General features: G+C 55.7%; 12 protein-coding genes. 8 read left to right on the top strand and 4 right to left on the bottom strand.

Annotation, left to right across the window (positions count from 1 at the left end; all coding sequences use genetic code 11):
- Positions 1-43: 43 nt before the first annotated feature.
- The 3 genes from J4772_RS23410 (at position 44) to J4772_RS23400 (ending at position 12,830) form a co-directional block, all read left to right on the top strand.
- Positions 44-5,890, top strand: coding sequence for an S-layer homology domain-containing protein (locus tag J4772_RS23410; RefSeq protein WP_209071612.1), 5,847 nt, complete (start codon positions 44-46; stop codon positions 5,888-5,890).
- Between the two features lie 200 nt (positions 5,891-6,090).
- Positions 6,091-10,332, top strand: coding sequence for a cadherin-like beta sandwich domain-containing protein (locus J4772_RS23405; protein WP_209071611.1), 4,242 nt, complete (start codon positions 6,091-6,093; stop codon positions 10,330-10,332).
- A gap of 176 nt (positions 10,333-10,508) precedes the next feature.
- Complete coding sequence (locus J4772_RS23400) at positions 10,509-12,830, top strand: hypothetical protein (protein WP_209071610.1); 2,322 nt, start codon at positions 10,509-10,511, stop codon at positions 12,828-12,830.
- A gap of 185 nt (positions 12,831-13,015) precedes the next feature.
- Here J4772_RS23400 and J4772_RS23395 read toward each other — a convergent pair whose 3' ends face one another.
- The 4 genes from J4772_RS23395 to J4772_RS23380 are packed head-to-tail and all read right to left on the bottom strand — an operon-like array spanning position 13,016 to position 16,347.
- The gene (locus J4772_RS23395) at positions 13,016-14,656 is read right to left on the bottom strand and encodes a gamma-glutamyltransferase family protein (protein ID WP_209071609.1); all 1,641 of its coding nucleotides are present in this window, start codon (positions 14,654-14,656) and stop codon (positions 13,016-13,018) included.
- 60 nt (positions 14,657-14,716) lie between these two features.
- Entirely contained in the window at positions 14,717-15,268 is a 552-nt protein-coding gene (locus J4772_RS23390; protein WP_116064982.1) for a chromate efflux transporter ChrA, read from the bottom strand.
- Positions 15,265-15,849, bottom strand: a complete 585-nt coding sequence (locus J4772_RS23385) for a chromate efflux transporter ChrB (RefSeq protein WP_209071608.1) — start codon at positions 15,847-15,849, stop codon at positions 15,265-15,267. Before J4772_RS23385 ends, J4772_RS23390 begins: the two co-directional genes overlap by 4 nt.
- A 12-nt stretch (positions 15,850-15,861) precedes the next feature.
- The gene (locus tag J4772_RS23380; protein WP_181918112.1) at positions 15,862-16,347 is read right to left on the bottom strand and encodes a chromate efflux transcriptional regulator ChrS; all 486 of its coding nucleotides are present in this window, start codon (positions 16,345-16,347) and stop codon (positions 15,862-15,864) included.
- A gap of 213 nt (positions 16,348-16,560) precedes the next feature.
- Here J4772_RS23380 and J4772_RS23375 point away from each other — a divergent pair, with 213 nt between their 5' ends.
- From J4772_RS23375 to nikC, 5 genes are all read left to right on the top strand, one after another.
- Positions 16,561-18,312, top strand: coding sequence for a M28 family peptidase (locus J4772_RS23375; protein WP_209071607.1), 1,752 nt, complete (start codon positions 16,561-16,563; stop codon positions 18,310-18,312).
- Between the two features lie 6 nt (positions 18,313-18,318).
- Positions 18,319-19,353: a ketopantoate reductase family protein gene (locus tag J4772_RS23370; RefSeq protein WP_209071606.1), complete on the top strand. Its 1,035-nt coding sequence runs from the start codon at positions 18,319-18,321 to the stop codon at positions 19,351-19,353.
- Positions 19,354-19,396: 43 nt separating this feature from the next.
- Positions 19,397-21,034 (top strand): ABC transporter substrate-binding protein, encoded by a 1,638-nt coding sequence (locus J4772_RS23365; protein WP_209071605.1) that lies wholly within the window; start codon positions 19,397-19,399, stop codon positions 21,032-21,034.
- 74 nt (positions 21,035-21,108) lie between these two features.
- Positions 21,109-22,092: an ABC transporter permease gene (locus J4772_RS23360; RefSeq protein WP_116064987.1), complete on the top strand. Its 984-nt coding sequence runs from the start codon at positions 21,109-21,111 to the stop codon at positions 22,090-22,092.
- Positions 22,093-22,104: 12 nt separating this feature from the next.
- Positions 22,105-22,998 carry a nickel transporter permease gene (gene nikC, locus J4772_RS23355; protein WP_209071604.1) on the top strand — a complete coding sequence of 298 codons (894 nt, stop codon included), beginning with the start codon at positions 22,105-22,107 and terminating at the stop codon, positions 22,996-22,998.
- The last annotated feature ends 7 nt before the right edge of the window (positions 22,999-23,005 follow it).

Here is a 23,005-nt window from a genome sequence, read left to right as displayed (position 1 = left end):
TTGACTTAGAGAAGTCTGATAGAGAAGAATCGGAGGAACGTAGATGAATCCATACATACGAATCAGGCGATTGTTGGCGGTGGCATTGTCCATCGTCTTGGTGCTGGGAATGATGCCGGCTGCGGCGACAGCGCAAGCGTATCCTGACGGGATAAGCGTTGGAGGCGGAGTTGCGGCATTTAACGAGCTTCCCGATGAGCTGCGATGGCAAAATACGTCCGTACCCGAGCTTCCCGATACCCTTTCCGGCATCCTGGAAGGGAAACAAACCTCTATACCGGTGATCTGGCAGGCGGACCGCACTTACGATGCCAATTTTCCGGCGCAGGGATTGTATGTGTTCACGGCTGTTCCCGATGGGAGCTTTGGGATGGCAGCGGGAGTGGAGGCGCCCCGCATTACGGTTTACATACCGCCGAACGCAGGCGGGATGGCGGCGCGCATCGTTGGCAGCGGTACAGAAGCAAGCCCGGTAGAAATCACCACGGCGGCGCAGCTTGCCGAGGTTGCCGTGCTCGTAAATGCAGGCAGACTGGAAACCTTCCTGCTCAACGATTTGGCTGCGACAGTTTCCCTCAAGCTGGCTAACGACATCGATTTATCCGGGTACGCAACTGGCGAGGGTTGGTTGCCGATTGGAACAAGTGCACAGCCGTTTAAGAGCATCTTCGACGGAGACGGCCACATAATCGCCGGGCTGACCATTAACCGACACGGCGGTACGGACCAGGGGCTGTTCGGACAGATCGGCGTGAGCGGTATCGTGCAAAATCTGGGCGTGGTCCATGCGCATATTAACGTGCAAAATGGCATTTCCAGCTTTGCTGGTATATTAGCGGGTCAAGTCCATGGCAGAGTACAGAACTGTTATACGACCGGCAGCGTCCTTGGCGACAGCTATGTCGGCGGCATGGCGGGCGGCGTTCGCGGCACGATTAGTAACGGCTATTCTACCGCCAGCGTCAGAGGCAAAGACGATGTCGGAGGCATTGCGGGAGCGCTTCTGCCCGGCAGCATAATGGAAAACGGCTACGCCGCCGGCAGCGTCAGCGGTATAACGGCTTCCGGCAAGATCGGCGGCATTGCAGGAAGCATGGACGGCGGCACGCTAAGAAACTCTGCCGCGCTGAACCTTGGCATTACGGGAAATACCGCTATTGGGCGCGTGCTGGGACAGGCAAGCGGCGGGTATACTCTTTTCGGCAACTCGGCATTTAACAGTATACCCGGTATATGGAGCAATCCCGGTGCGAACAGCGTGGACGGGGAAAGTAAACTCGCCGCCGAAATCAGTGCGGCGGGTTTCTTCGAAGCTTGGTTCGCCCACGATCCGGCATGGACTTACGAGAGCGGCAAACTGCCCGGTTTGTTCGGTACGGCGGTGAACATGCCTGCCCACATCGTAGACAAGGGGGGCGCGGAGTTTGTGGGCGACGGCACAGTCGGAGTTCCCTACCAGATTCGCACAGCAGCGGAACTGGCACGCCTTGCCGAGCTCGTGAACGCGGGAACGGCCCCCTATACCAACGCGAATAAATACTACGAGTTAATGGATGACCTTGATCTCTCCGGGTATGCTGCCGGGACGGGATGGACGCCCATAGGAACGGATGCCAGGCCGTTCAAGGGCAAATTTGACGGCGGTAGCCACATAATCGCCGGGCTGGTTATCAATCGCCCTAGCAGCGATGACCAAGGTTTGTTCGGAGCCGTCGGTTCGGGCGGAAACGTACAAAATCTTGGCGTGACGAATGTGAATATCGTTGGCAAACGCTATGTTGGCGGCGTAGCCGGTAATGTTGTCGGGAACGTGCAAAATTGCTATGTTACCGGCAGTGTCAAAGGCGTCAATACCATCGGCGGTATAGCCGGATATGTTGACGAAACCGCAGCTGCGCCGAATGGAACGGTGCAAAACTGCTATGTCTCCGCCAGTGTCAGCGGGACGGGGAACTATATCGGCGGCATTGCCGGGTATGTGGACGGAACGGTGAAAAACAGCTACGCCTTCGGCAGCGTCAACGGCAATAGCGATATCGGCGGAGTGACGGGACATACGACGGACCTTGGCACATTGCGGAACTGTTACGCGGCCAACAGTGTCAGCGGCATCTTTAGCGTCGGCGGCCTAGCAGGATCGATATACGGTACGTTGCGCAACTGCGCCGCGCTGAACATCTCGGTAAATGGCAGCATGGACGTCGGGCGTGTTACGGGAGATTCCATGGGCGGCGATCTTGACGACAATGCGGCATTTATCGGCATACCCGGTACGTGGAACGATGACTATTCAGACGGTTTTGACGGGGAAAGCAGAACTGCTGCGGATATCGGCGTTGCGGGCTTTTTTGAAGCGTTGTTCGGGAACGCTCCGGCGTGGACCTACGAAAACGGGAAGCTGCCCGGTCTGTTCGGCGCGGCGATAGAGATGCCCGTCCATCTCGTAGACAAGGACGGCGCGGAGTTTGTGGGCGACGGCACAGTCGGAGCTCCTTACCAGATTCGCACAGCGGAGGAACTGGCACGGCTTGCCGAGCTCGTGAACGCGGGAACCGCTCCCTATGCGGATGCGGGAAAAACCTATAAGCTGATGAACGATCTCAACCTGTCCGGTTACGCTAACGGCTCAGGCTGGATGCCTATCGGAACGAACGTTGCACCGTTTAAGGGCAATTTTGACGGCGGAGGCAAGGTGGTTACCGGGCTGGTCATCAACCGCTCAAGCAGCGATTTTCAAGGGCTGTTCGGGATGATTAGCTCCGCCGCAGTGTATGACCTTAGTGTAGCGGACGCGAATATCGTCGGTGGCTCCTATACTGGCGGCATTGCAGGACAGATCAGCGGCAGCACGGTGCAAAGCTGCTTCGTCACCAGCCAGATCAGCGGCGCAGACCGTGTCGGCGGTGTTGCGGGATATGTCGACTCGGGCACAGTCCAGAACTGCTACAGCACCGCAAACGTCAGCGGCGCAGACGATGTGGGCGGCTTGATCGGGGAGGCGCAGGGCGCCAGTACTTTGCAAAACTGCTACGCAACCGGCCAGATCAGCGGCAGCACCTACGTCGGCGGCGTGGTAGGGAATTTGGGGTATCAGACGATGCTGAAAAATTGCGCCGCGCTGAACGCCGGAGTCAGCGCGGCTGTTAGCGCAGGCGGACGCATCGCGGGAAGCAGGGAAGCCGGCGCGGTTTTATCCGGCAACGCAGCCTTCAGCGGAATATCCGGCGAATGGAGCAATACAGGCGCGGACGAATTAGACGGAGCGGACATCGCCCTTCCGCAGATTAACGCCTCTTCCTTCTGGACGACGGCGAGCAATTGGGACGGCAGCGGATGGGATGAATCGGTGTGGACGATTGACGACGGCAAGCTGCCCGTGCTTAGAAATGTCGGAGGCGCCCAGTCCGGAGAAGGAGGGCTGCACCTCATCATTCGGGATATTGCGCACGCTTCCGTTCAGATTACGGGGAACTATGCCTATACCGGCAGCCCGATTCAACCGGCGTTAACCGTTGCTTTTGACGGCAATACACTGATAAAGGGCCTGGATTATACGTTGTCCGACGCGCACAACACAGATGCAGGAAGCAGCGCTACTGTGACTATGAATGGAATAGGCAATTTTGCGGGGATGAGGGAGATTGTTTTCGCTATCCATAAAGCCGCAGGGCCTTCCGCACCGACAGACGTAACCGGAAGCTCCGCCGTAAGCGGCAGCACCTACACCTTCACGGTAGACCTTATCCCCGGCGCGGAGTATCGGATGGACAACGACGCATGGCAGACCGGTAATACGTTTGCAGGCATTGCACCGGGAAGCAGTCACACCTTCTATGCTCGTATTAAGGAAACCGCTAACTATAATGCGGGTGCGGCGGGAGAGAGTGACGCAGTCGTCTTTGCCAAGCTGGACGGACGCCCTGCTCCGTCACTGGACTACACTGTAAGCGAAAGCGATTTTCCCAAAACCGTGACGATCGCACCGGTTGCGGGTGCGGAGTATCGGTTCGATAACGGGGGTTACAGTGCGGTAAATACCTACATTTCAAGCAGCGCCGAGGACGTAACGCTGTATATCCGTCTGGCGGAGACGGTTACTTATAACGCTTCCGACTTCGCCAGCGCGATTGTCAGTACGGCAAACCGGAATCAGAGCGCTCCGTCTGCTTTTGCTCTTACGTACGAACGGGTGAACGACGAGAGTTATACGGTGACGATTCCGGCGACGTCAGGTGCGGAATATAGTTTTGACGGCATCGCATGGGGCGGCGGCAATACGAAGTCGGGTCTTGCATTCGGAGCAACGGTGACAGGGTATAAGCGCATGGCGGCAAGGCCCGGCTATAATGCCAGCCCGGCCGCAAGCGATAGCCTGACCCTACCGCTGCTTCAAGTACAAACGCCGACAGCGTCGCCGGGGGGCGGCTCCTTCATCGGTAGTCAGCAAGTCACTTTGTCCTCGGCAACGCCGGGCGCGAACATTTACTATACGACGGACGGCACGACGCCGACGCCAGGAAGCTTGCTGTATACCGCCCCAATCCAATTGACCGCTACCGTAACGCTAAGGGCGATTGCGGTCAAGACAGGGATGAGCGATAGCGGCGTATTATCCGCGACGTTCACCAAAAATAGCAGCAGTGGCGGCGGTGGAGGTTCTGCGCCGTCTGTGAACGAGCCGACTATGAATAAACCGGTCATCGATCGCAACGGCACATCATTGGACCCGACGGGCATCGATCCGACCAAGCCGTCGGTCACGCTGGAAGTGGAGCCGAAGAACGGAACAGCCTATGTCGGCATACCGGCGAGCATCCTAGCGAGCTTCGAGAGCGAAAACGCCGCCTTTATGATTGAGATCAAGACGCCATACGGGAGCTATCGGATTCCGGTTAAACTGGCTTCGCTGATTCCCAATCTCAAAGAGTTGCTGGCGAAGAGCAATCTCAAAGCCGAGGATGTCAGCTTTAAGATCACGTTAACGGACAAATCCGGCGACAAGGCCTTGCAAGCTGCGTTGGCGAATGGACTGCCGAAGGGCAAAGTGATGGGCGCGATGATCGATTATCACCTGGAGATCGTGAATACGCAGACAGGGCAGACAATCGGGACGACGAATCCGTTCAGCAAGGCGCTGACCCGACTGATCCCGATGCCGAGGAATGTGGCGGCTATGCCGAAGCAATGGGGAGCCTTCCGCTATAACAACAATGCGAAGGAATTCGAGTTTGTTCCCGCCAAGGCTGTGAAGCTGGATGGCGTATGGTACGCGATGATAAGTTCTTACTCCAATAGCGCCTATGCGGTTGCGGAAAATGCGGTAAGCTTTGCCGATGTACAGAAGCACTGGGCGAAGTCGGATGTGGAGTTAGCGGCGGCCAAAGGTCTTGTCGAAGGTGTAGGAGGCGGACGGTACGACCCAGGCAAAGCGGTGACGAGAGCTGAGTTTACCGTTATGCTCGTCCGTGCGTTGGGACGGGGTACATCGACCGCCGGCAATGCGCCTTATGGCGACGTGAAAGCTGGCGTCTGGTATTCAAACGCTGTGGCAGCGGCGAAGGAACTGGGACTGCTGGGTTTCATGAGCGGCAGCAGCTTCAAGCCGAATCAGGCTCTGACTCGCGAGGAGATGGCAAGCATGCTGGCGGCGGCGATTAGACTGGAGCAGCCGACGGTTGCGTCAAGTGAAGTAAGCTTGGATGCCTACAAGGATATCGGAAGCGTGGCCGAGTCCGATCTGGAGAACATTCGCCTGATGTCGAAGCTTCAGATTATGACCGGTACGAGCCGGAATGCTTTCGACCCCAAAGGTGTAACAACACGAGCGCAAGCGGCCACAGTATTCGTTCGTACGCTGCAAGTGCTTGGCTTGATTGATTCATTCGATTAGAGTTAAGATCCTACAACAGCGTACAGGCTGAATCCTTCTATCTGTGCGCTGTTTTTTATCTTTCTAACCAGTGGTCAAAGCAAGAGAAGCCGGTTGATTCGTGGACAAGTTCTTTAAGATTTCATTAAGATTATCGATTCTCTCCCAATGATATAGTCGTTTGTAGAGTCGATTACTTAGAAATCAGGAAGGAAAGATCGATGATGAAGTTCCAATTTCGGCGCAGAATGGCGCAATTTACAGTTTGCATACTTACACTAGGAATGTTGGCAGGGTGGCTGCCATTCGGACACGAGCGGGCCTATGCCGGGACGGGCGGGATCATTGACACCGTAGCTGGAGGGAGTTATGGCGACGAAGGCGACGGGGGACCAGCCGTCGATGCCGAATTAGAGAACCCCTCAGCCGTTGCGATGGACAGCATCGGAAATCTGTATATCGCCGATGCCGGCAACAACAAGATCAGGAAAGTGAATGCTGTAACCAAGAAAATTAGCACCGTCGCCGGGGATGGAAACTATGGTTATGCAGGAGACGGTAATTCGGCTCTTGGCGCACAATTTCGTAACCCGACCGGAGTGGCGGTGGACGATGACGGCAATGTATATATTGCTGATAAATACAACAATAGAATCCGTAAAATAGACGCGGACGGCAATATTTCCACTATAGCAGGAACGGGAGTAAACGATTACTCGGGAGATAGCGGCTTGGCCGTTGATGCTGCATTAAGCAATCCGAGCGCAGTAGCGATTTACGACGGGAATCTCTATATCGCCGATACATCGAACCATAGAATTCGGCTAATCGACGCTGCTGGCAACATCCATACAGTAGCGGGATCGGATGATAGCGGTTATTCGGGGGACGGGGGCAAGGCTGTCGAGGCTAGACTATACTATCCGAGCGCAATAGCGGTGGACGGCAGCGGGAATCTGTATATCGCGGATACCTACAATAACAGGATTCGTAAAGTAGATTTTTCGAGCGGGATCGGCATCATCAGCACAGTGGCCGGGTCGTCGTTGACCGATGGTTTTGGCGGAGACGGAGGCTCGGCCGTTGAGGCGCAATTGAATGAACCGGAAGGCGTAGCGATAGACGACAGCGGAAATCTGTATATCTCCGATACGGACAACAACAGGATCAGAAAAGTGATTCCGAGCGGCACGATCATGACAATAGCAGGAATCGGGACAGGGGGTTATTCGGGAGATGGGGGCTCGGGTCTTCTGGCGGAATTGAATGGGCCGCTTGGAATAACGCTGGATAGCGCCGGCAACCTGATCATCGCCGATACATACAACTATGCGATACGCATACAAGATCCGTATATTCCTTCAAGCGAAGCAAGTCTGAGCAACATAATGCTGTCGAGCGGTACGCTCAGCCCGGCGTTCGAACCCGGCAGGACCGACTACACAGCCAGCGTCGTAAATGGCATAAGCAGTATTCGGGTGACGCCTACGACCACGAATTCCTTGATGTCCGTAAAGGTGAACGGTCAGCGGATCGCAAGCGGAACCGAGTCCGGAGACATCAATCTGGATGTAGGGGATAATCGGATTGACCTGGTGGTCTTAGCGGAGGACGGTGTAACAGAGAAACCGTACACGATAATTGTAAAGAGAGAAGTTAGCAGTAATGCGAATTTGAGTCAGTTATCATTGTCGAACGGTACGTTAAGCCCGACATTTATCTCTACAACAACGACCTATACGGCGACTGCCAGTCAGAGTCAGATTTCGGTCACTCCGACATTGTCGGATGCTATGGCTTCGGTGAAGGTGAATGGGACGCCGGTTGTGAGCGGTACGACATCCCTGCCGATTTCGCTTAACATGGGCAGCATCACCCCGATTGAGATCGTTGTGACTGCGCAGAATGGGACAACAACCAAATCTTATACGATAAACGTAACGAGAACGATAAGCGCAAATGCGGATTTAAGCGGATTATTATTGTCCAGCGGTACGCTCAGTCCGGCGTTCGCAGCGGGTACGACCGATTATGAGGCGAGTGTCGAGAATAGCGTAAGCAGCATTACAGTGACGCCGACAACAGCGGACGGCAGCGCGGGAGTGACTGTGAACGAAGTGCCGGTGAATAGCGGTTTTGCCTCTGCGCCGCTCCCGCTCGTTGTTGGGAGCAACATGATTAAGGTAGAGGTTACTGCAGAGAACGGCACGAAAAGACTTTACATGGTAACGGTAACGCGAGCAGAGAGTAGCAATGCAGACTTGACCGATTTGACGCTGTCGAACGGGGAACTGATTCCGTCGTTCGTGCCGGGAACGTTCAAAACGAGCGTGGGGCATCAAGTCAGCAGTGTCACGGTGACGCCAACGGTAGCGGATACGGTTCATGCCACAGTTACGATCAGTCTGTATGCTGGCGGCGGGACGCTGGTTAGCGGTCCGTTTGCAGTGCCAAGCGGGACGGCGTCTCCTTCTTTGCCACTTGCTGTGGGAAGCAATACGATTACCGTGCTGGTCACTGCGCAAGATGGAACTACGAAGACATATACGGTGACGGCGATGAGAGGCGCAAGCAGCAACGCGGATTTGAGTAATTTAACGCTGTCGAGCGGGACGCTGGTGCCAGCGTTCGCAGGAACCTACACGGCGAGCGTAGGGCATTCCGTGAGCAGCATCACGGTAACGCCGACATTGTCGGAGGCCGCGAACGCTTCCGTAACGGCCAGCGTATATAGCGGCAGCGGGACGCTGGTAGGCGGGCCGCATATCGTGCTAAGCGGAACGGCGTCTCCGGCGCTTCCACTGAGCGAAGGCAACAACAAAATCGAGGTTGTCGTGACGGCGCAGGATGGCGCAACGAAGATATATACGGTGACGGTGACGCGAGCTGCCGGCGGCGGTCAAGCAAGTCTGAGCGGATTATCTCTGTCAAGCGGAACGCTGAGCCCGGCGTTCGACCCGGATACGATTCAATATACGGCAAGCGTGGGGGCTGCCATCTCCAACGTCACGGTAACGATGACAGTGTCGGATATGGACAAGGCGGCAACAACGGTGAGCGTCTATAACAGCACCGGAACGCTGACCAGCGGACCTTTCGCAATGACGAGCGGAACGGCAGCCTTTTCGCTTCCGTTAAATGCGGGGAGCAACGAGATTTCGCTTGTCGTAACGACGCTGGGCGGCGCGACTAAAACTTATAAGATCGACATCACCCGCGCGGCTTCCGGTATTTCACCCGGCGGAGGCGGTGGTGGAGGTGCATTCATCAGCAGACCTGTCATCGACTTGAACGGACAGACGCTGGACCCTGCTCGCATCGACACGAAGAAGCCGTTCGTTACGCTGGCAGCAACGCCGAAAGATTGGGCGGCTTATGTCAGCGTTCCGGCGAGTATTTTAACCGACTTGTCCGTCAAGAATGCCGATTTTTACCTGGAGATCACAACGCCGTACGCCATTTACCAAGTACCTGTTAATCTGGTCTCGCGGATTCCCGAATTCAGTGCCTTGCTTGAAAAAAATCGTCTCAAAGCCGAAGATGTCAGCTTCAAAATTACGTTAACAGACAAGTCCGGCGACAAGACTTTGCAAGCGGCGATCGCAAGCGTCTTGCCGAATGGCAAAGTGCTAGGGGAGATTGTAGACTTCCGCATCGATATCGTCCATACGAATACAGGGCTGACGATCGGCACGGCGGGTCAGTTTAATCAGGCGCTGACGAGATTGATCCCGATGCCTAACAACTCGACCGATTTGCCGGAATTATGGGGTGCTTTTCGTTATAACGAGATGAACAACAAGCTCGAATTCGTCCCTGCGAAGAAGGTGAAGAAGGATGGTGTAGTTTACATCTCGATTTTATCTTTCACGAACAGCGTTTATTTCGCAGCATCGAAAACGGTCGGCTTTTCTGATATGGAGCAGCACTGGGCGAGGTCGTTCGTCGATCTGGCGGCGGTGAAAGGGCTTGTGGAGGGGATCGGGAACGAGAAGTATGCTCCGGATAAAAAGATGACTAGAGCGGAGTTTGCAACGCTGCTTGTCCGGTCGTTAGGGAGAGGAGCTTTCGATGCAAGCTCGGCTGCGTATGTCGATGTAAAGCCCGAAGCGTGGTACGCCGATGCTGTCGCGCAGGCGAAGGAACTGGGTCTGCTTGATATCGTGAGCGGCATGAGTTTCCACCCCGATCAACCGCTGACTCGCGAAGAAATGGCAAGCATGCTCGCTGCCGTCATCGCTCAGGGCAAGTTGCCAACGGCAACGGAATTGATCGGCGCAGATAACTTCAAAGACATCGAAAGTGTAGATCCAGCCTACCTAGAAGACGTTCGGCTAATGGTCAAACTGCAGATCATGATGGGGGTATCGAAAGATGCGTTCGATCCGCAGGGTCAAGTAACGCGAGCGCAGGCGGCAACCGTGTTTATCCGAACGTTGCAAGCGCTAGGTATGGTGGATTAGATCGCAGTTTCATTCGAGCGTCGCCTACCGGACTGCATGAAGCGGTCGACCGCCCGAATTCGCTCGCGGTCTGCCAGACCGTAAGGACATCAATAGGGCGGCCGTTTTAAAGATTCCTCATTAGAAATATCGTGATCAAAGATACCGCAAGAATACTGATAACCGGAGGGTATCCCATGCCTAGAGAACGCAGTAACGCCGTCTCTTCGAAGAATGCGCCTTTCACCGGGGCTAAGCCGTCGAAAAAGCCGATTATCGGCTCGCATCGCACGAAGTCTCTAATCGGCGGGCACCGTACGCAGCAGGTGTTGGATATGCAGGGGATGATCGGAAATCAGGCGACGCAGAAGTTTGTGCCGACAGTGCCAAAGCCCACCCTTGGCTCGCATCGAATAAAGACACAAATCGGCGGACATCGCACGAAGCCGACACTGGAATCGAAGCCTGTGACCGAGAACCCAACAACGCCGAAGCAGTTGTCGGACTCCCTGCAATCGAAGCCACTGCCGCAGGGTTATGTGCCGTTTGATACCGGAGAGACGAAGGATGCCGGTTCGAGCTTTGACTGGAATCTCGGCAGCGGTGCAACGACAGCGCCAAAGTCGAAGCCACTGCCGAAAGGCTATGTGCCGTTTAAGGACGACGATAAGTCGGACGATGTTGATTTGAGTTTTAACTCGAATACCAAGAGCAGTTTCACGACATCCTCAGGGTCGAAGCCGTTGCCGCAGGGATACACGCCGTTTAAGGACGATGATGAGTTGATCGACGATGAGTCGGACGATGATGACTTTGACGATGACTGGGACAGCAAGAGCAGCAGCAAGAGCGGCAGTACGACACCGACGACCAACACATCGCCTTCCTCTGCGGTAGGAGCGATTACACCGGAGCAAGGGGTGTTTCCGGCTCGGGTGAGAGAGGATTTGTTTGACGAAGAGCCCGACGATTTTGACGATGACTCCGATGACGATTATGATGATGACTCGAATAACGCCAACAAGGACGAGTTGTCCGGGCTGATCGCTCAATCCCTTCAGCCTGCTGGAGCGGGATCGAGTTTTGCGCTGGAGAAAAACAAAGAATCCGAATTTGATAAAGATATGCTGTACGGAGGCGGTATTCGTGGGGTGGACCTGAATTCGACGACCTTCTATGCGAATGAATCCCAGCGAGCCTCCTATGCCCGCGGTTTCGATAAGTCCGGTAAAATGATCAACGCGACAGACGGTAAATCGCTGGATACGATGGGAGCTTTAGAATCGTCGACGGTGGGGGCGAAGGCGGATCGGCATATTTTCACGATGAACGCTCTGGGCGAATTTCATTCGATGGATGCTGTCAAGGAAAACTCGGATCGCTCCAAGCGTGTTCATGATCAGCGCAAACAGGATTTGAAAGATTTGAAGGATAAACCGCAGCTTCAAGCGGAACTGCGAAATATGCAGCTCCCTTCAATGGAGAGAATCCATCATTCCACCTTTAATGCCGGGGATGACATTGCCGGTGCGGGCGAGCTTCAAGTTCGCGATGGACAAGTTGAATTGCTTTCCGATGCAAGCGGTCATTACAAGCCGGGTTCGAAGCAGATGGTGCAGACCGTACAACAACTGGAGAAAAACAATGTTCCGATTGAACAGCTCGGCGTGGAGTTTGTAGGAAAGCCTGAATTTCAGTACGAATTTGATTATTTAACAGGTGAGGACAAGGTCGATCCGACGACGGGGAAAAAAGTGCGTAGACGCGACGTTGACGGCAATCTGATGCCTAAGATGCAGAATGGGAAGCAATCGTTCACGAAGAACATGCAAGTCTCCGCGCTGGAATTGCTCGGGTATGCGGACCATGTTCCCGATGCTGCTGAAGAGCGTATGCGCGACGCGCACGATCAGAAAAACAAAATGCTTAGAGAACTGCTTATAAAGACCAAGCGTCACGATCCCATCGCATACGATTATCGCGGAGATGTGCAGTCGAAGCATGCAAGTGTGATGGAGGAACTGCTGGCGAAACGGAAGAAAGCAGCGCCTGTTCCAGACCTGCCGCAGGAGAAATATTTTGGCTATGGCTCGATATCCAATCTTCCCGACAAAAAGCTGGTAGTGGATGACAACGAGCGCAGCTCCCGGAGCAGCCTGCCCGTTGCCGGAGACAACAATGTGAAGACAAGCGAAGCTGATGAGGTCTGGGGTGCGGTGGCGAGTAATAGCGCTGCTATTAAAGATGGCGGTAAAGCTCAAGCACGCAGCAAGGGTTACAAAAAGGAGACTGCACAGGGCGGCAGCAACGCCTACAACAGCTCGCCTCTGTTGAACGGTAGCGACGCCTACAACAGCTCGCCTCTGCTGAACGGCAGCAATGCCTACAACAGCGCACCTTTGCTGAATAGCAGCATGTCCTACAACAAAAGCAACGGCTATAATAAGCTTATTAGTCGGGGATATACCGGATCTAAACCATTTAGCTATAAAGATTTTGATGAGGATTCCTATGATTAAGCAGCAGGCAATCAACCAAGCAATCGCTGGTGTAGGGATATTGGAATCCGGGTGTCGTTACGGCGGTAGTTTTATAGATAGAGCGGCGAATGTGTCGCTCTATTTATTTTTACGTCCTACGATTAAGAAAGAAAAGTGCATGTGTTCTAAGGAGACACATGCACGACAGCATTCCCTATCGATTATCATTTCATACGACTCTTTTCATATGAAGCAGCTTTACCAGGAAGCGACATGTCCGTCCGCGCTTCCGTTGCCCCGACCAGCACGCCGTTGTCCAGCCGCCAAATGATTTGGCCGCGTCCGAAGCTGCCGGAGCCGAGCGCCCATTTCACATCGTGGCCCTTGCGCGCGAGCGCATCGACGATATGAGACGGAGTCGTATGCTCCAGCTCGACCGTCTTCCGTTCCATCCACTGCCAGCGCGGCGCGTCCAGTGCAGCTTGAGGATGAAGATGGAAGTCGACCGTGTTCATCACGACCTGCACGTGTCCCTGCGGCTGCATAAAACCGCCCATAACCCCGAACGGTCCTACAGGCTGGCCGCCGTGAGTGAGAAAACCGGGGATGATCGTATGATAAGACTTTTTCCCCGGCTCCAGGCAGTTGGCGTGATTAGGGTCGAGCGTGAAGTTGTGGCCGCGGTTTTGCAGCGCGATGCCCGTTCCCGGAACGACAAGGCCGGAGCCGAATCCCATGTAGTTGCTCTGGATGAAAGATACCATATTGCCTTCGCTGTCTGCAGTGCAGAGATAGACGGTTCCGCCTTTGGGAGGCTGACCGGCCTCAGGCAGCTGCGCGGTTTGTCCGATCAATCGTCTGCGTTCGTCGGCATAGGCGTCCGACAGCAAATCCTCGACGCGCACGTTCATCGAATGGGGGGCGGCGATATGTCGGGCGCCGTCGGCAAACGCGAGCTTCATCGCTTCAAGCTGCTTGTGATACGTATCGACCGTATCCCGTTCAGAGAAGTCAAAGCCCTTCAATAGATTAAGCGCCAGCAGCGCGACAAGCCCGCCGCCGTTCGGCGGAATTTCCCACACGTCGTAGCCGCGATAGTTGACGCCGATGGGCTCGACCCATTCCGGCTTATAGGCGGCGAGGTCGGCCAAGCGCAAATATCCGCCGTGCTCACGTGAAAACCGGTCGATCCTCTCGGCCAACTCGCCGCGATAGAACGACTCGCCATTCGACTCTGCGATCGAACGCAGCGTAGCGGCATGGTCGGGAGAAGACCAAAGCTCGCCGATTTCCGGCGCTCTGCCATTAGGCGCGAACGTATCGAACCATGGTTGGAATTCCGGGCCCTTCAACGATGCGCTGAAGTTGTTGAACGCTCTTCTCCAATAGCTGCCAAGCACAGGCGACAGCGGGTAGCCGCGCTCGGCGTATTCGACGGCCGGCTGTATCGATTCGGTCAGTGGAAGATTGCCGAATTTGGCGGCTAGCTCGGCCCAAGCGGAGGGAGCGCCCGGCACGGTGACCGGGATGAAGCCATGGGTTGGAATGGCTTCAACGCCTGCCTTCTTCAGCGCTTCGATGGACAGGCTCAGCGGAGCGGGACCGCTTGCATTGAGGCCATGCAGCTTTCCTTGCGTCCAGACGAGCGCGAAGGCGTCGCCGCCGATGCCGTTGGAAGTCGGCTCTACGACGGTTAGCGCCGCGGCCGCGGCAATCGCCGCATCGATGGCGTTGCCCCCCTTCTTCATAACATCGAGGCCGGCCTGTGCGGCAAGCGGCTGAGAGGTGGCTACCATTCCGTTAGCGGCATAGACGGCCGAGCGGCGCGACGGATAGGGGTCATACAGCGGATCGATGTTTAACATGGCATCCTCCCGGAATGGATCAATAATTTCGAGCCGTTTGCATCTGTCTTTTTCGTTTCCTTACATCGAATGCGAGAGCACTAGGCTTCCGTACAGGAAAGCGGCGACAATGACAAGGGCGGGATGAATCCGCCATTTAGTCATCGCGAGCAGCGCGACGGCGGCGATGCCGAGCGACTGCCAGATGCCGATCGATTCCGCCGATACTTCCCCCATCTCCCAGGTGAGCAGCAGCATCATGACGGCGATGACGGGCTGGACGAGCAGCGTCATTCCTTTGACCGCAGACGATTGGCGGTAGCGGTTCAGGATTTTCAGCAGCACGATAAGCGCGACGGCGGACGGTACGACCGTGGCAGCCGTCGCAACTAGAGCGCCGATCCAGCCGGCCACCTGATACCCGACGAAGGCGGCGATCTTTGTAGCGATCGGACCGGGCAGCGCGTTTGACACCGCCAGCACATCGGCGAACTGAGCCGTCGTCAGCCAGCCGTAATGATCGACAACCTCCTGCTGCATAAGCGGAATGGATGCCGGACCTCCGCCGTAGCCGAGCAAATTCGCGACAAAAAATCCCCAAAACAGCTGAAGCAAATCGTTTAAGAGACTCATGCGGATGTATCCTTCCGCCGCCGATAACGTTCCACCAACGTCAGATGGAAAGCTCCGTAGCCGAGAAACAGCACGACGACGATGCCGGGGTGCACGTTCGCGAAGAACAGCAGCGCAAAGGCCGCCGCGCTGAACAACAGCGCGAAAGCTTTCCCGAGACCCTTCCATGCTTTGGCGATAAATTCATAGGCCATCATCGCAAGCATGACAAAAATGACCGGGCGGACGGCCGCGATCATTCCGGCAACAATCTTCGAATGCTGTAGCGAATACAACGTTCCGAGCAGGGCGATGACGGCCAGGCTTGTCGGAAGGATGTGCGCAAGAATAGCGACGGTCGCTCCGATCGAGCCCTTTAGCTTATATCCGAGATAGGCCGCCATCTTCGGCGCGATCGGACCTGGCAAGGCGTTGGCGAGCGCAAGCGTCTCGCCGAATTCGTCGTCGTTCAGCCAACGATAACGGGTGACCGCTTCGTAACGAATGAGCGGAATGACCGAAGGCCCTCCCCCGTAACCCAAAATGCCGGTGCGCACCATGGCGAAAACAATATGTCTGTACGTTGCTGATCCGGCAGCCATCAAGCGTCCTCCTTACAATTTCATGCCCATCCTGCTCTTATAGCGTTTAAGCAACATTTGGGTTTCCACGCGAACGATGCCCGGCATCGTATACAGCTTCTCGAGCAGAAACTTCTCCATTTCCTGATTGCTCGGATAAATGCCATGCATATGAAGCGTGCTCGGACCGGTCATATGATAGAGACTCGTAATCGAAGGCTCGTCGGCCAGCTTCTCGGCTACCTGATCCAAATATGCCGGCTCGATATCGACGTTGAAGAACGCGGACACTTGAATACCGACCTTCGTCGGGTTGATAACAACAGTAAAACGTTCGATCGTGCCGCTCTCGATCAGGGCGTTGATGCGGGCTTGAACGCTAACGCGGGACAGGCCGATTTTCTTGCCGAGATCCGTATAGGAGATGCGGCTGTTCTCATGCAGAGCGTCCAAAATTTGTCTGTCGATGTCGTCAAGCTGCATCGGAGGAAGTCCGTTCGCTTCGGTATAAACTAACATATAGAACCTCCTGGAAAGTTTAATAAAGTAGGCATTTTTGCAAAATGGTTTACGTTTTGTATAACTATACGACGAATATATAACGAAATCAATATAGATTATGTTATTGACAAAACAATCTGTTCTATGAGAAATTCTATATTAAATCGTGGGCATCCTACTTATTGAGCAACGCGGCGACACGAATGGAAGTGTCGAGAAGGAGGAACAACGTTGAAAATTGCTGAATTGGCCCCGCTTATGAATGAAATGTCGAAAGAAAAAATGATGGCTCATATCGAAGAATTCAGCAGATGGACGAAGCATGCCGGAACGGAAGGCGAATTGGAGAGCCTGAAGTATGTGGAAAGGGAAATGCAGGCTTACGGTTACGAAACGCAACTTATATTGCACGATGCTTATATCAGTTTGCCGGGCGAGGCCCGCGTCGATGCGCTGGGCGAAAGCTTCGGCTGCATTGCCCATTCGTTTTCCCGATCCAGCGGTCCTGACGGCACGACTGGTCGCTTGGTCTATGCGGGAATCGGCCGACCGCAAGATTATGAGGGATTAAATGTAAGCGGTTGCGTAGTGCTGCTGGAAGGTATCGCGAACCCGGCTGCCACATTGGAAGCGAATCGGCAGGGAGCGATCGGGCAGATTCATATCAGTCCGCACGAATACGTGCATGAGATGTGTATCTCGGCGGTATGGGGCAGCCCGGGCGACGATCAGGTGGGGATTTTGCCCAAATCGGTCGTGGTCACTGTGCCGCTCGAAACCGGACAGCGTTTGAAGCAGGCGATCGCCGACAACGAGCCGGTCGACGTCGCCCTGTTCGCCGAGGTCGATACGGGCTGGCGCAAGACGCCGATTCTGGTGGCCGATTACATTCGTCCGGGAGCCGATCGAGACGATCCTTTCGTGTTGTACACGGGCCATCATGATACGTGGTATTACGGAGTAATGGACAATGGCGGCGCGAACGCAACGATGCTCGAAGTATCGCGGCTGTGCGTGCAGCGGGCGGATTTATGGGAGCGCAGTTTACGCGTCATCTATTGGTCGGGTCACTCCCAGGGGCGTTACTCCAGTTCTTCCTGGTACGCCGATCATCATTGGGAGGAGCTGGAGCGCCGGGCTCTCGTGCATGTCAACGTCGATTCGACCGGCGGTCTCGGCAATACCGTTGTTGGCGACACGACGGCGGCGTCGGAGCTTGCCGAGCTGGCGCAGGAGGCGCTGAGCACACAGGCCGGACAAGACTTCACCGGCCGTCGGATGGAGCGGGCCGGGGACCAGTCGTTCTGGGGCATTGGCGTCCCCGCCATCTTCGGCAATATGAGCGAGCAGCCGGCCAAGCCGGGCAGCTCCAACGCCTCCGCCGCCGTATTCGGCTGCCAGAATCGACTCGGTCACGGAACCGGCTGGTGGTGGCATACGCCGCACGATACGGGCGATAAGATCGATGCAGACATTTTGGACAGGGATACACGCATCTATCAATATACGGTCTGGCGGCTGCTTACCGATCAGGTGCTGCCGCTCGATTACGCCGCCTATGCGCGGGAAGCGCTCGCAACGCTGAAACGTTACGAGGAGCAGGCGGGCGACAAGCTGTCGCTCGCGCCGTTGACGGAACAGGCGCAAGAGCTGGAGGAGCGAGCCAATCGGCTCAATGCAGCGATTCGGGCGCAGGGCGAAGAGTCCGGCAAGGCGGCGGCGCTGCTGAACGGCTGTTTGAAGGAACTCAGCCGGGTGCTCGTCCCGCTCGATTACACGTACGGCGACAGATTCAGTCACGATCCGGCACTGAAGCAGCACTCGCTGCCTGCTTTAAGCGATATGCCGCGGCTGGGCGGACTAGATCCCGACAGCGACGAATTCAAGTTTCTCGCCTCTCGACTAATTAGGGAGCGCAATCGCGCAGCGGTAAGCCTTCGCGATGCGATTGCGGTCATCGATCAATATTTTCAGAAAGGATAGACGGCAATGAAAATAACAATTGTGGGCGCAGGCGCGATCGGCGGCATTCTGGGCGCCCATCTGATTCGGGCGGGTCACGACATCACTTTCGTAGAAGCGCAGCGGGAGCATGTGCAGGCCATTCGGGAGAACGGGCTGAAAGTATCGGGAGAAGCCGATTTCGTCGTTCATCCGCGAATCCTGCTGCCGGAAGAAGTGAACGAGCCGCTGGAGACGGTCTTGCTGGCGGTGAAGGCCCGCCATACAGCCCCGGCGCTGGAACCGCTCGCGAAGCATTTGACGCCCGGCGGCTACGTACTTTCGCTTCAGAACGGACTGGAGGAGTACAAGATCGCCAAGATCGTCGGCGAGGAGCGAACGGTTGGCGCGTTTCTGACGTTCGGCGGCCATTACGTACAGCCGGGCGAAGTATCGTTCGGCGGCACGGGTTCGTTCTGCATCGGCGAGATGGACGGCCGGACGACTCCGCGCTTGAACGAGCTGGAGCAGGTGCTGTCCGCGTTGCAGCCTATTAAGGTTACCGACAACATTTTCGGATTTTTATGGGGTAAAGCCGCCGTCGGCGCCGTTTATTTCGCCACAGCGCTTGTCAGCGAAGACGTCCCGGACATTTTCGATCGGCTGGAATACAGAGGCGTGTTAGGCAGTCTTGCTGGCGAAGTGGTTAAGGTGTGCCAGGCGGAAGGCGTCGTATGCGAGGTGATCGACGGTTTCGACCCGAAAATCTTCGCGATGGCCGAGCCGCCGGAAGGAGCGGTGAATGTTTGCTGGCAAGCGCAGAAGGCCTATTGGTACAAGCATGACCAGCGGCGCACCGGCGTATGGCGCGATCTCTCGATTCATCGCCGCCCGACGGAAGTGAACGAGATCGTCGGCCCGGTCGTGCAGCGCGCCCAGGAGAAGTCGATCGCAGTGCCTCGTCTGGAATGTCTGGTCCGGCTAATTAAAGAAGCGGAGCGCGGGGAAAGAGAGCTTACGCTGGCGAACCTCGACGAGCTGCGCGAGTTGGACAGGCAGCTCGGACAGATGGGATCGAACTGAGCAAACATTCATTTGAACAATCATCAGGGGGGATAGTTGTCATATGAGCAGAAAATCGTTGGTCAGTTTACTGATTGTTTGCATGATGCTCGCAAGCGCGATGCTTGCCGGCTGCAGCTACGACTCGGGCAGCAGCAGCGGATCGAGTGCGAGCGGCACGAGCGACAATGGAAATGCGAGCGAGAGCAGCGGGACGGAGAGTAATCTGCCGGCCGCCGCTTCGGGGGAACTTAAAATCGGGCTGGACGTCGATCCCGACACTCTCGATCCGCGGCTTGGCCGCAATACGTCGAACGCTCGCGTAGCGGAAGTCGTGTTCAGCGGTCTCGTCCGTCTGACGGAGAAGCTGGAGCCGGTGCCGGATCTGGCGGAGAAATGGGAGCTGCCCGATCCGAAGACGATCGTGTTTACGCTGCGCAAGGACGTCGCCTTCCATGACGGCACGCCGTTTACTTCCGCAGACGTGAAGTACACGTACGATTCGATCAGAGATCTGGAGTTCAAAGCGCCGAACGCCAAGCTGTACGAGGCGATCGACAGCGTCGAAGCGACGGACGACTACACCGTCAAGTTCACGCTGAAGCAGCCTAGCGCGCCGCTGCTGTATTATCTCGATCTCGGCATCGTGCCCAAGCATATCGGCGAGAAGAACGACGGGACGCTGGCGACGAACCCGATTGGAACCGGCCCGTACAAATTCGTCAAGTGGGACAAGAACAGTAAGCTGTTCTTCGAAGTCTACGACAAATACCACGACGGCGTAGCCAAAACAAAGCAAATGACGTATTTCGTCATTCCGGACAACACGACAAGGGTGTCCGCGCTGGAGGCGGGCGACATCGATTTCGTTCATTCGCCGCTGTCGCCGCAGGACATTAACCGGATCAAGGACAATGACAAGTTTACCGTCACCCAGACGGAAGGACTCGGCTACACGTACCTTTCCTACAATCAGAAGAATCAGTTCCTGTCCGACGTGAAGGTGCGTCAAGCGATCGCGCATCTGACCAACAAGCAGGTGATCTCGGCCGATATTTATCAGAACATGGACAAGCCGGCCAAGTCGCCGCTTATCCCGCCGCTGTTCGCGCATACGGACGATATCCAAGGGTTCGACTACGATCCGGAGAAAGCGAAAGCGCTATTGGCCGAAGCCGGCTGGACGGACACCAACGGCGACGGAATGGTCGATAAGGACGGCAAGAAGCTGTCGATCGAGCTGTCGACGTACGTGGAAGACTCCAATCGCGTGCAGGCGCTCGAATACTTGCAGAACGAGTTTGTCAAAGCCGGCGTCGACGCCAAAGTCGTGACGACGGAAGCGCCGACGTTCCTGGCTAACCTGCTCGCTCACAAGTACGATATCGCGATGTTCGGTCTCTTGAATATCGTCGATCCGGACAAAGCGGTCTACAACCAGTGGACGACGACGGGCGGCAACAACTACGGCGAGTATAGCAATCCGCAGGTCGACGAACTGTTGGAAAAAGGCAGAACGACTTCGAATCTGGACGAACGCAAGCAGTATTATCAAGAAGCCGCGCAAATGATGGTGAACGACGTGGCGTTCGACATCGTGCTGTACCAAGGGTACATCGTCATGCACTCCAACAAGCTGAGCGGATTTACGCTTCATCCGAAAGGCAGCTTTTATAATTTCAAGAACGCGGTAATTAAATAGCACGGAAAAAAAGGCCGGGGAGGGAGAGGCGGATCGCTCGCTCCTTCCTTTCGGTTTAAGTAAGGAGCGTTAACTTGCTGACGTATATAGGAAGAAGGTTGCTGCAGTTCATTCCCGTGTTGCTCGGGATAACGGTTCTCGTCTTTCTGCTGCTGCATATGATTCCCGGCGATCCGGCAACGGTATTGCTCGGCCAGGACGCCCCGCCGGACGAAGTGGAGCGCATCCGCAACATTTTGGGCTTAAACGAGCCGCTGTACGTGCAGTTTTTCGTCTATTTGAAACAGCTGCTGCAAGGCGATCTCGGGCAATCGATCTTCCAGGATCAATCCGTCTACTCGCTCATTATGAAGCATCTTCCGGCGACGATTGAGCTTGCCGTGTTCGCGCTCGTCATCGCGCTTATTATCTCCATTCCGCTCGGCATTTTGTCGGCGGTGAAGCAGTCCTCGTGGATTGATTACGTCAGTATGTTTTTCGCGCAGTTGGGCGTATCGATGCCGGTATTCTGGATGGGGACGCTGCTCATTATCGGTTTCTCCGTCAACCTGAATTGGCTGCCGTCGTTCGGACGGGGAGAACCGCTGACCGAAGCGTTCTCGACGCTCGTTCGCACCGGCAATTTGTACGATATCGTGCAAAGCCTTCGCAGCTTGCTGCTTCCGGCGTTCACGCTCGGCATCATGAGTGCCGCGCTCATTACGCGGATGGTGCGTTCGACGATGCTTGAGGTGCTGAAGGAGGACTATGTGCGGACAGCAGAAGCGAAAGGCGTCGGCACTCTCTCGGTCATCTTTAAGCACTCGTTTCGCAACGCCTTGATTCCGATCGTGACAATCATCGGTCTTCAATTCGGCAACCTGCTCGGCGGGGCGATCGTCACCGAAACCGTATTTGCATGGCCGGGCATCGGACGTCTTGTCATTTCAGCCATCAGTCAACGCGACTTTCCGCTCGTCCAGGGCTGCGTGCTCGTTATTGCGCTGATGTTTGCGCTCACGAACCTGGTCATCGATATTTTATATACGAAAATCAACCCGAAGATTCAGCAAAGGTAAGGAGGAGGAGCGATGAGCGCTTCATCAAAAGCGGAATACGGGAAGGCGATCAAGCCGCGTTCCTCCGGATGGAAAAAGGGCTGGCTCGCGGCAACGCGCAGCAAATCGGTGCTGATCGGCGGAATCATCGTCTGTCTCGTGCTTCTCGCCGGGCTGCTCGCACCGGTGCTGTCGACGCACGATCCGTACGAGATGGTCATGGGCGAACGTCTGGCCAAGCCGATGACGTCCGGTCATCTGCTCGGTACGGATCAGTTCGGCAGAGATCTGTATACGCGCATCTTGTACGGAGCCAAAGTGTCGCTTGAGGTCGGGATCGTTGCCGTCGGCCTGTCGCTTGTCATCGGCGTTACGCTCGGGCTGATCGCCGGCTACTACGGGGGCTGGGTCGATTCGTTAATCATGCGTATCGTGGACATCGTCCTGTCGTTCCCGGTTATTCTGCTAGCAATCGCTTTCGTGGCCGCGCTGGGGCCGGGCATCAATAACGTGATTATCGCGCTGGGACTCGTGTATTGGACGAATTACGCCCGTCTCGTCCGGGCCAACGTGCTTGTCGTCAAGGAAGCGGAGTACATTCAGGCGGCGCGTACGATCGGATCCAGCGATTTTCGCATTATTTTCTACAATATTTTGCCGAACTGTCTTGCTCCGATCATCGTTGTGGCGACGCTCGGACTTGGACAGGCGATCGTCGCCGAAGCGACGCTTAGCTTCCTCGGGCTCGGCATTCAGCCGCCGGAATCGAGCTGGGGCTGGACGCTGGCGTTCGGGATGAAGTTTCTGAAGGATGCGCCGCATCTGTCGATCTATCCCGGGCTGGCGATTATGATTACCGTGCTCGGCTTTAATTTGCTCGGAGACGGCATTCGCGACTTGACGGATTCCAATTTAAAGCGGAATTAAATAGAGG

The sequence above is a fragment of the Cohnella sp. LGH genome, from assembly GCF_017671885.1.
Classification (GTDB): domain Bacteria; phylum Bacillota; class Bacilli; order Paenibacillales; family Paenibacillaceae; genus Cohnella; species Cohnella phaseoli.
This window is presented reverse-complemented; position numbering and strand designations above follow the sequence as displayed.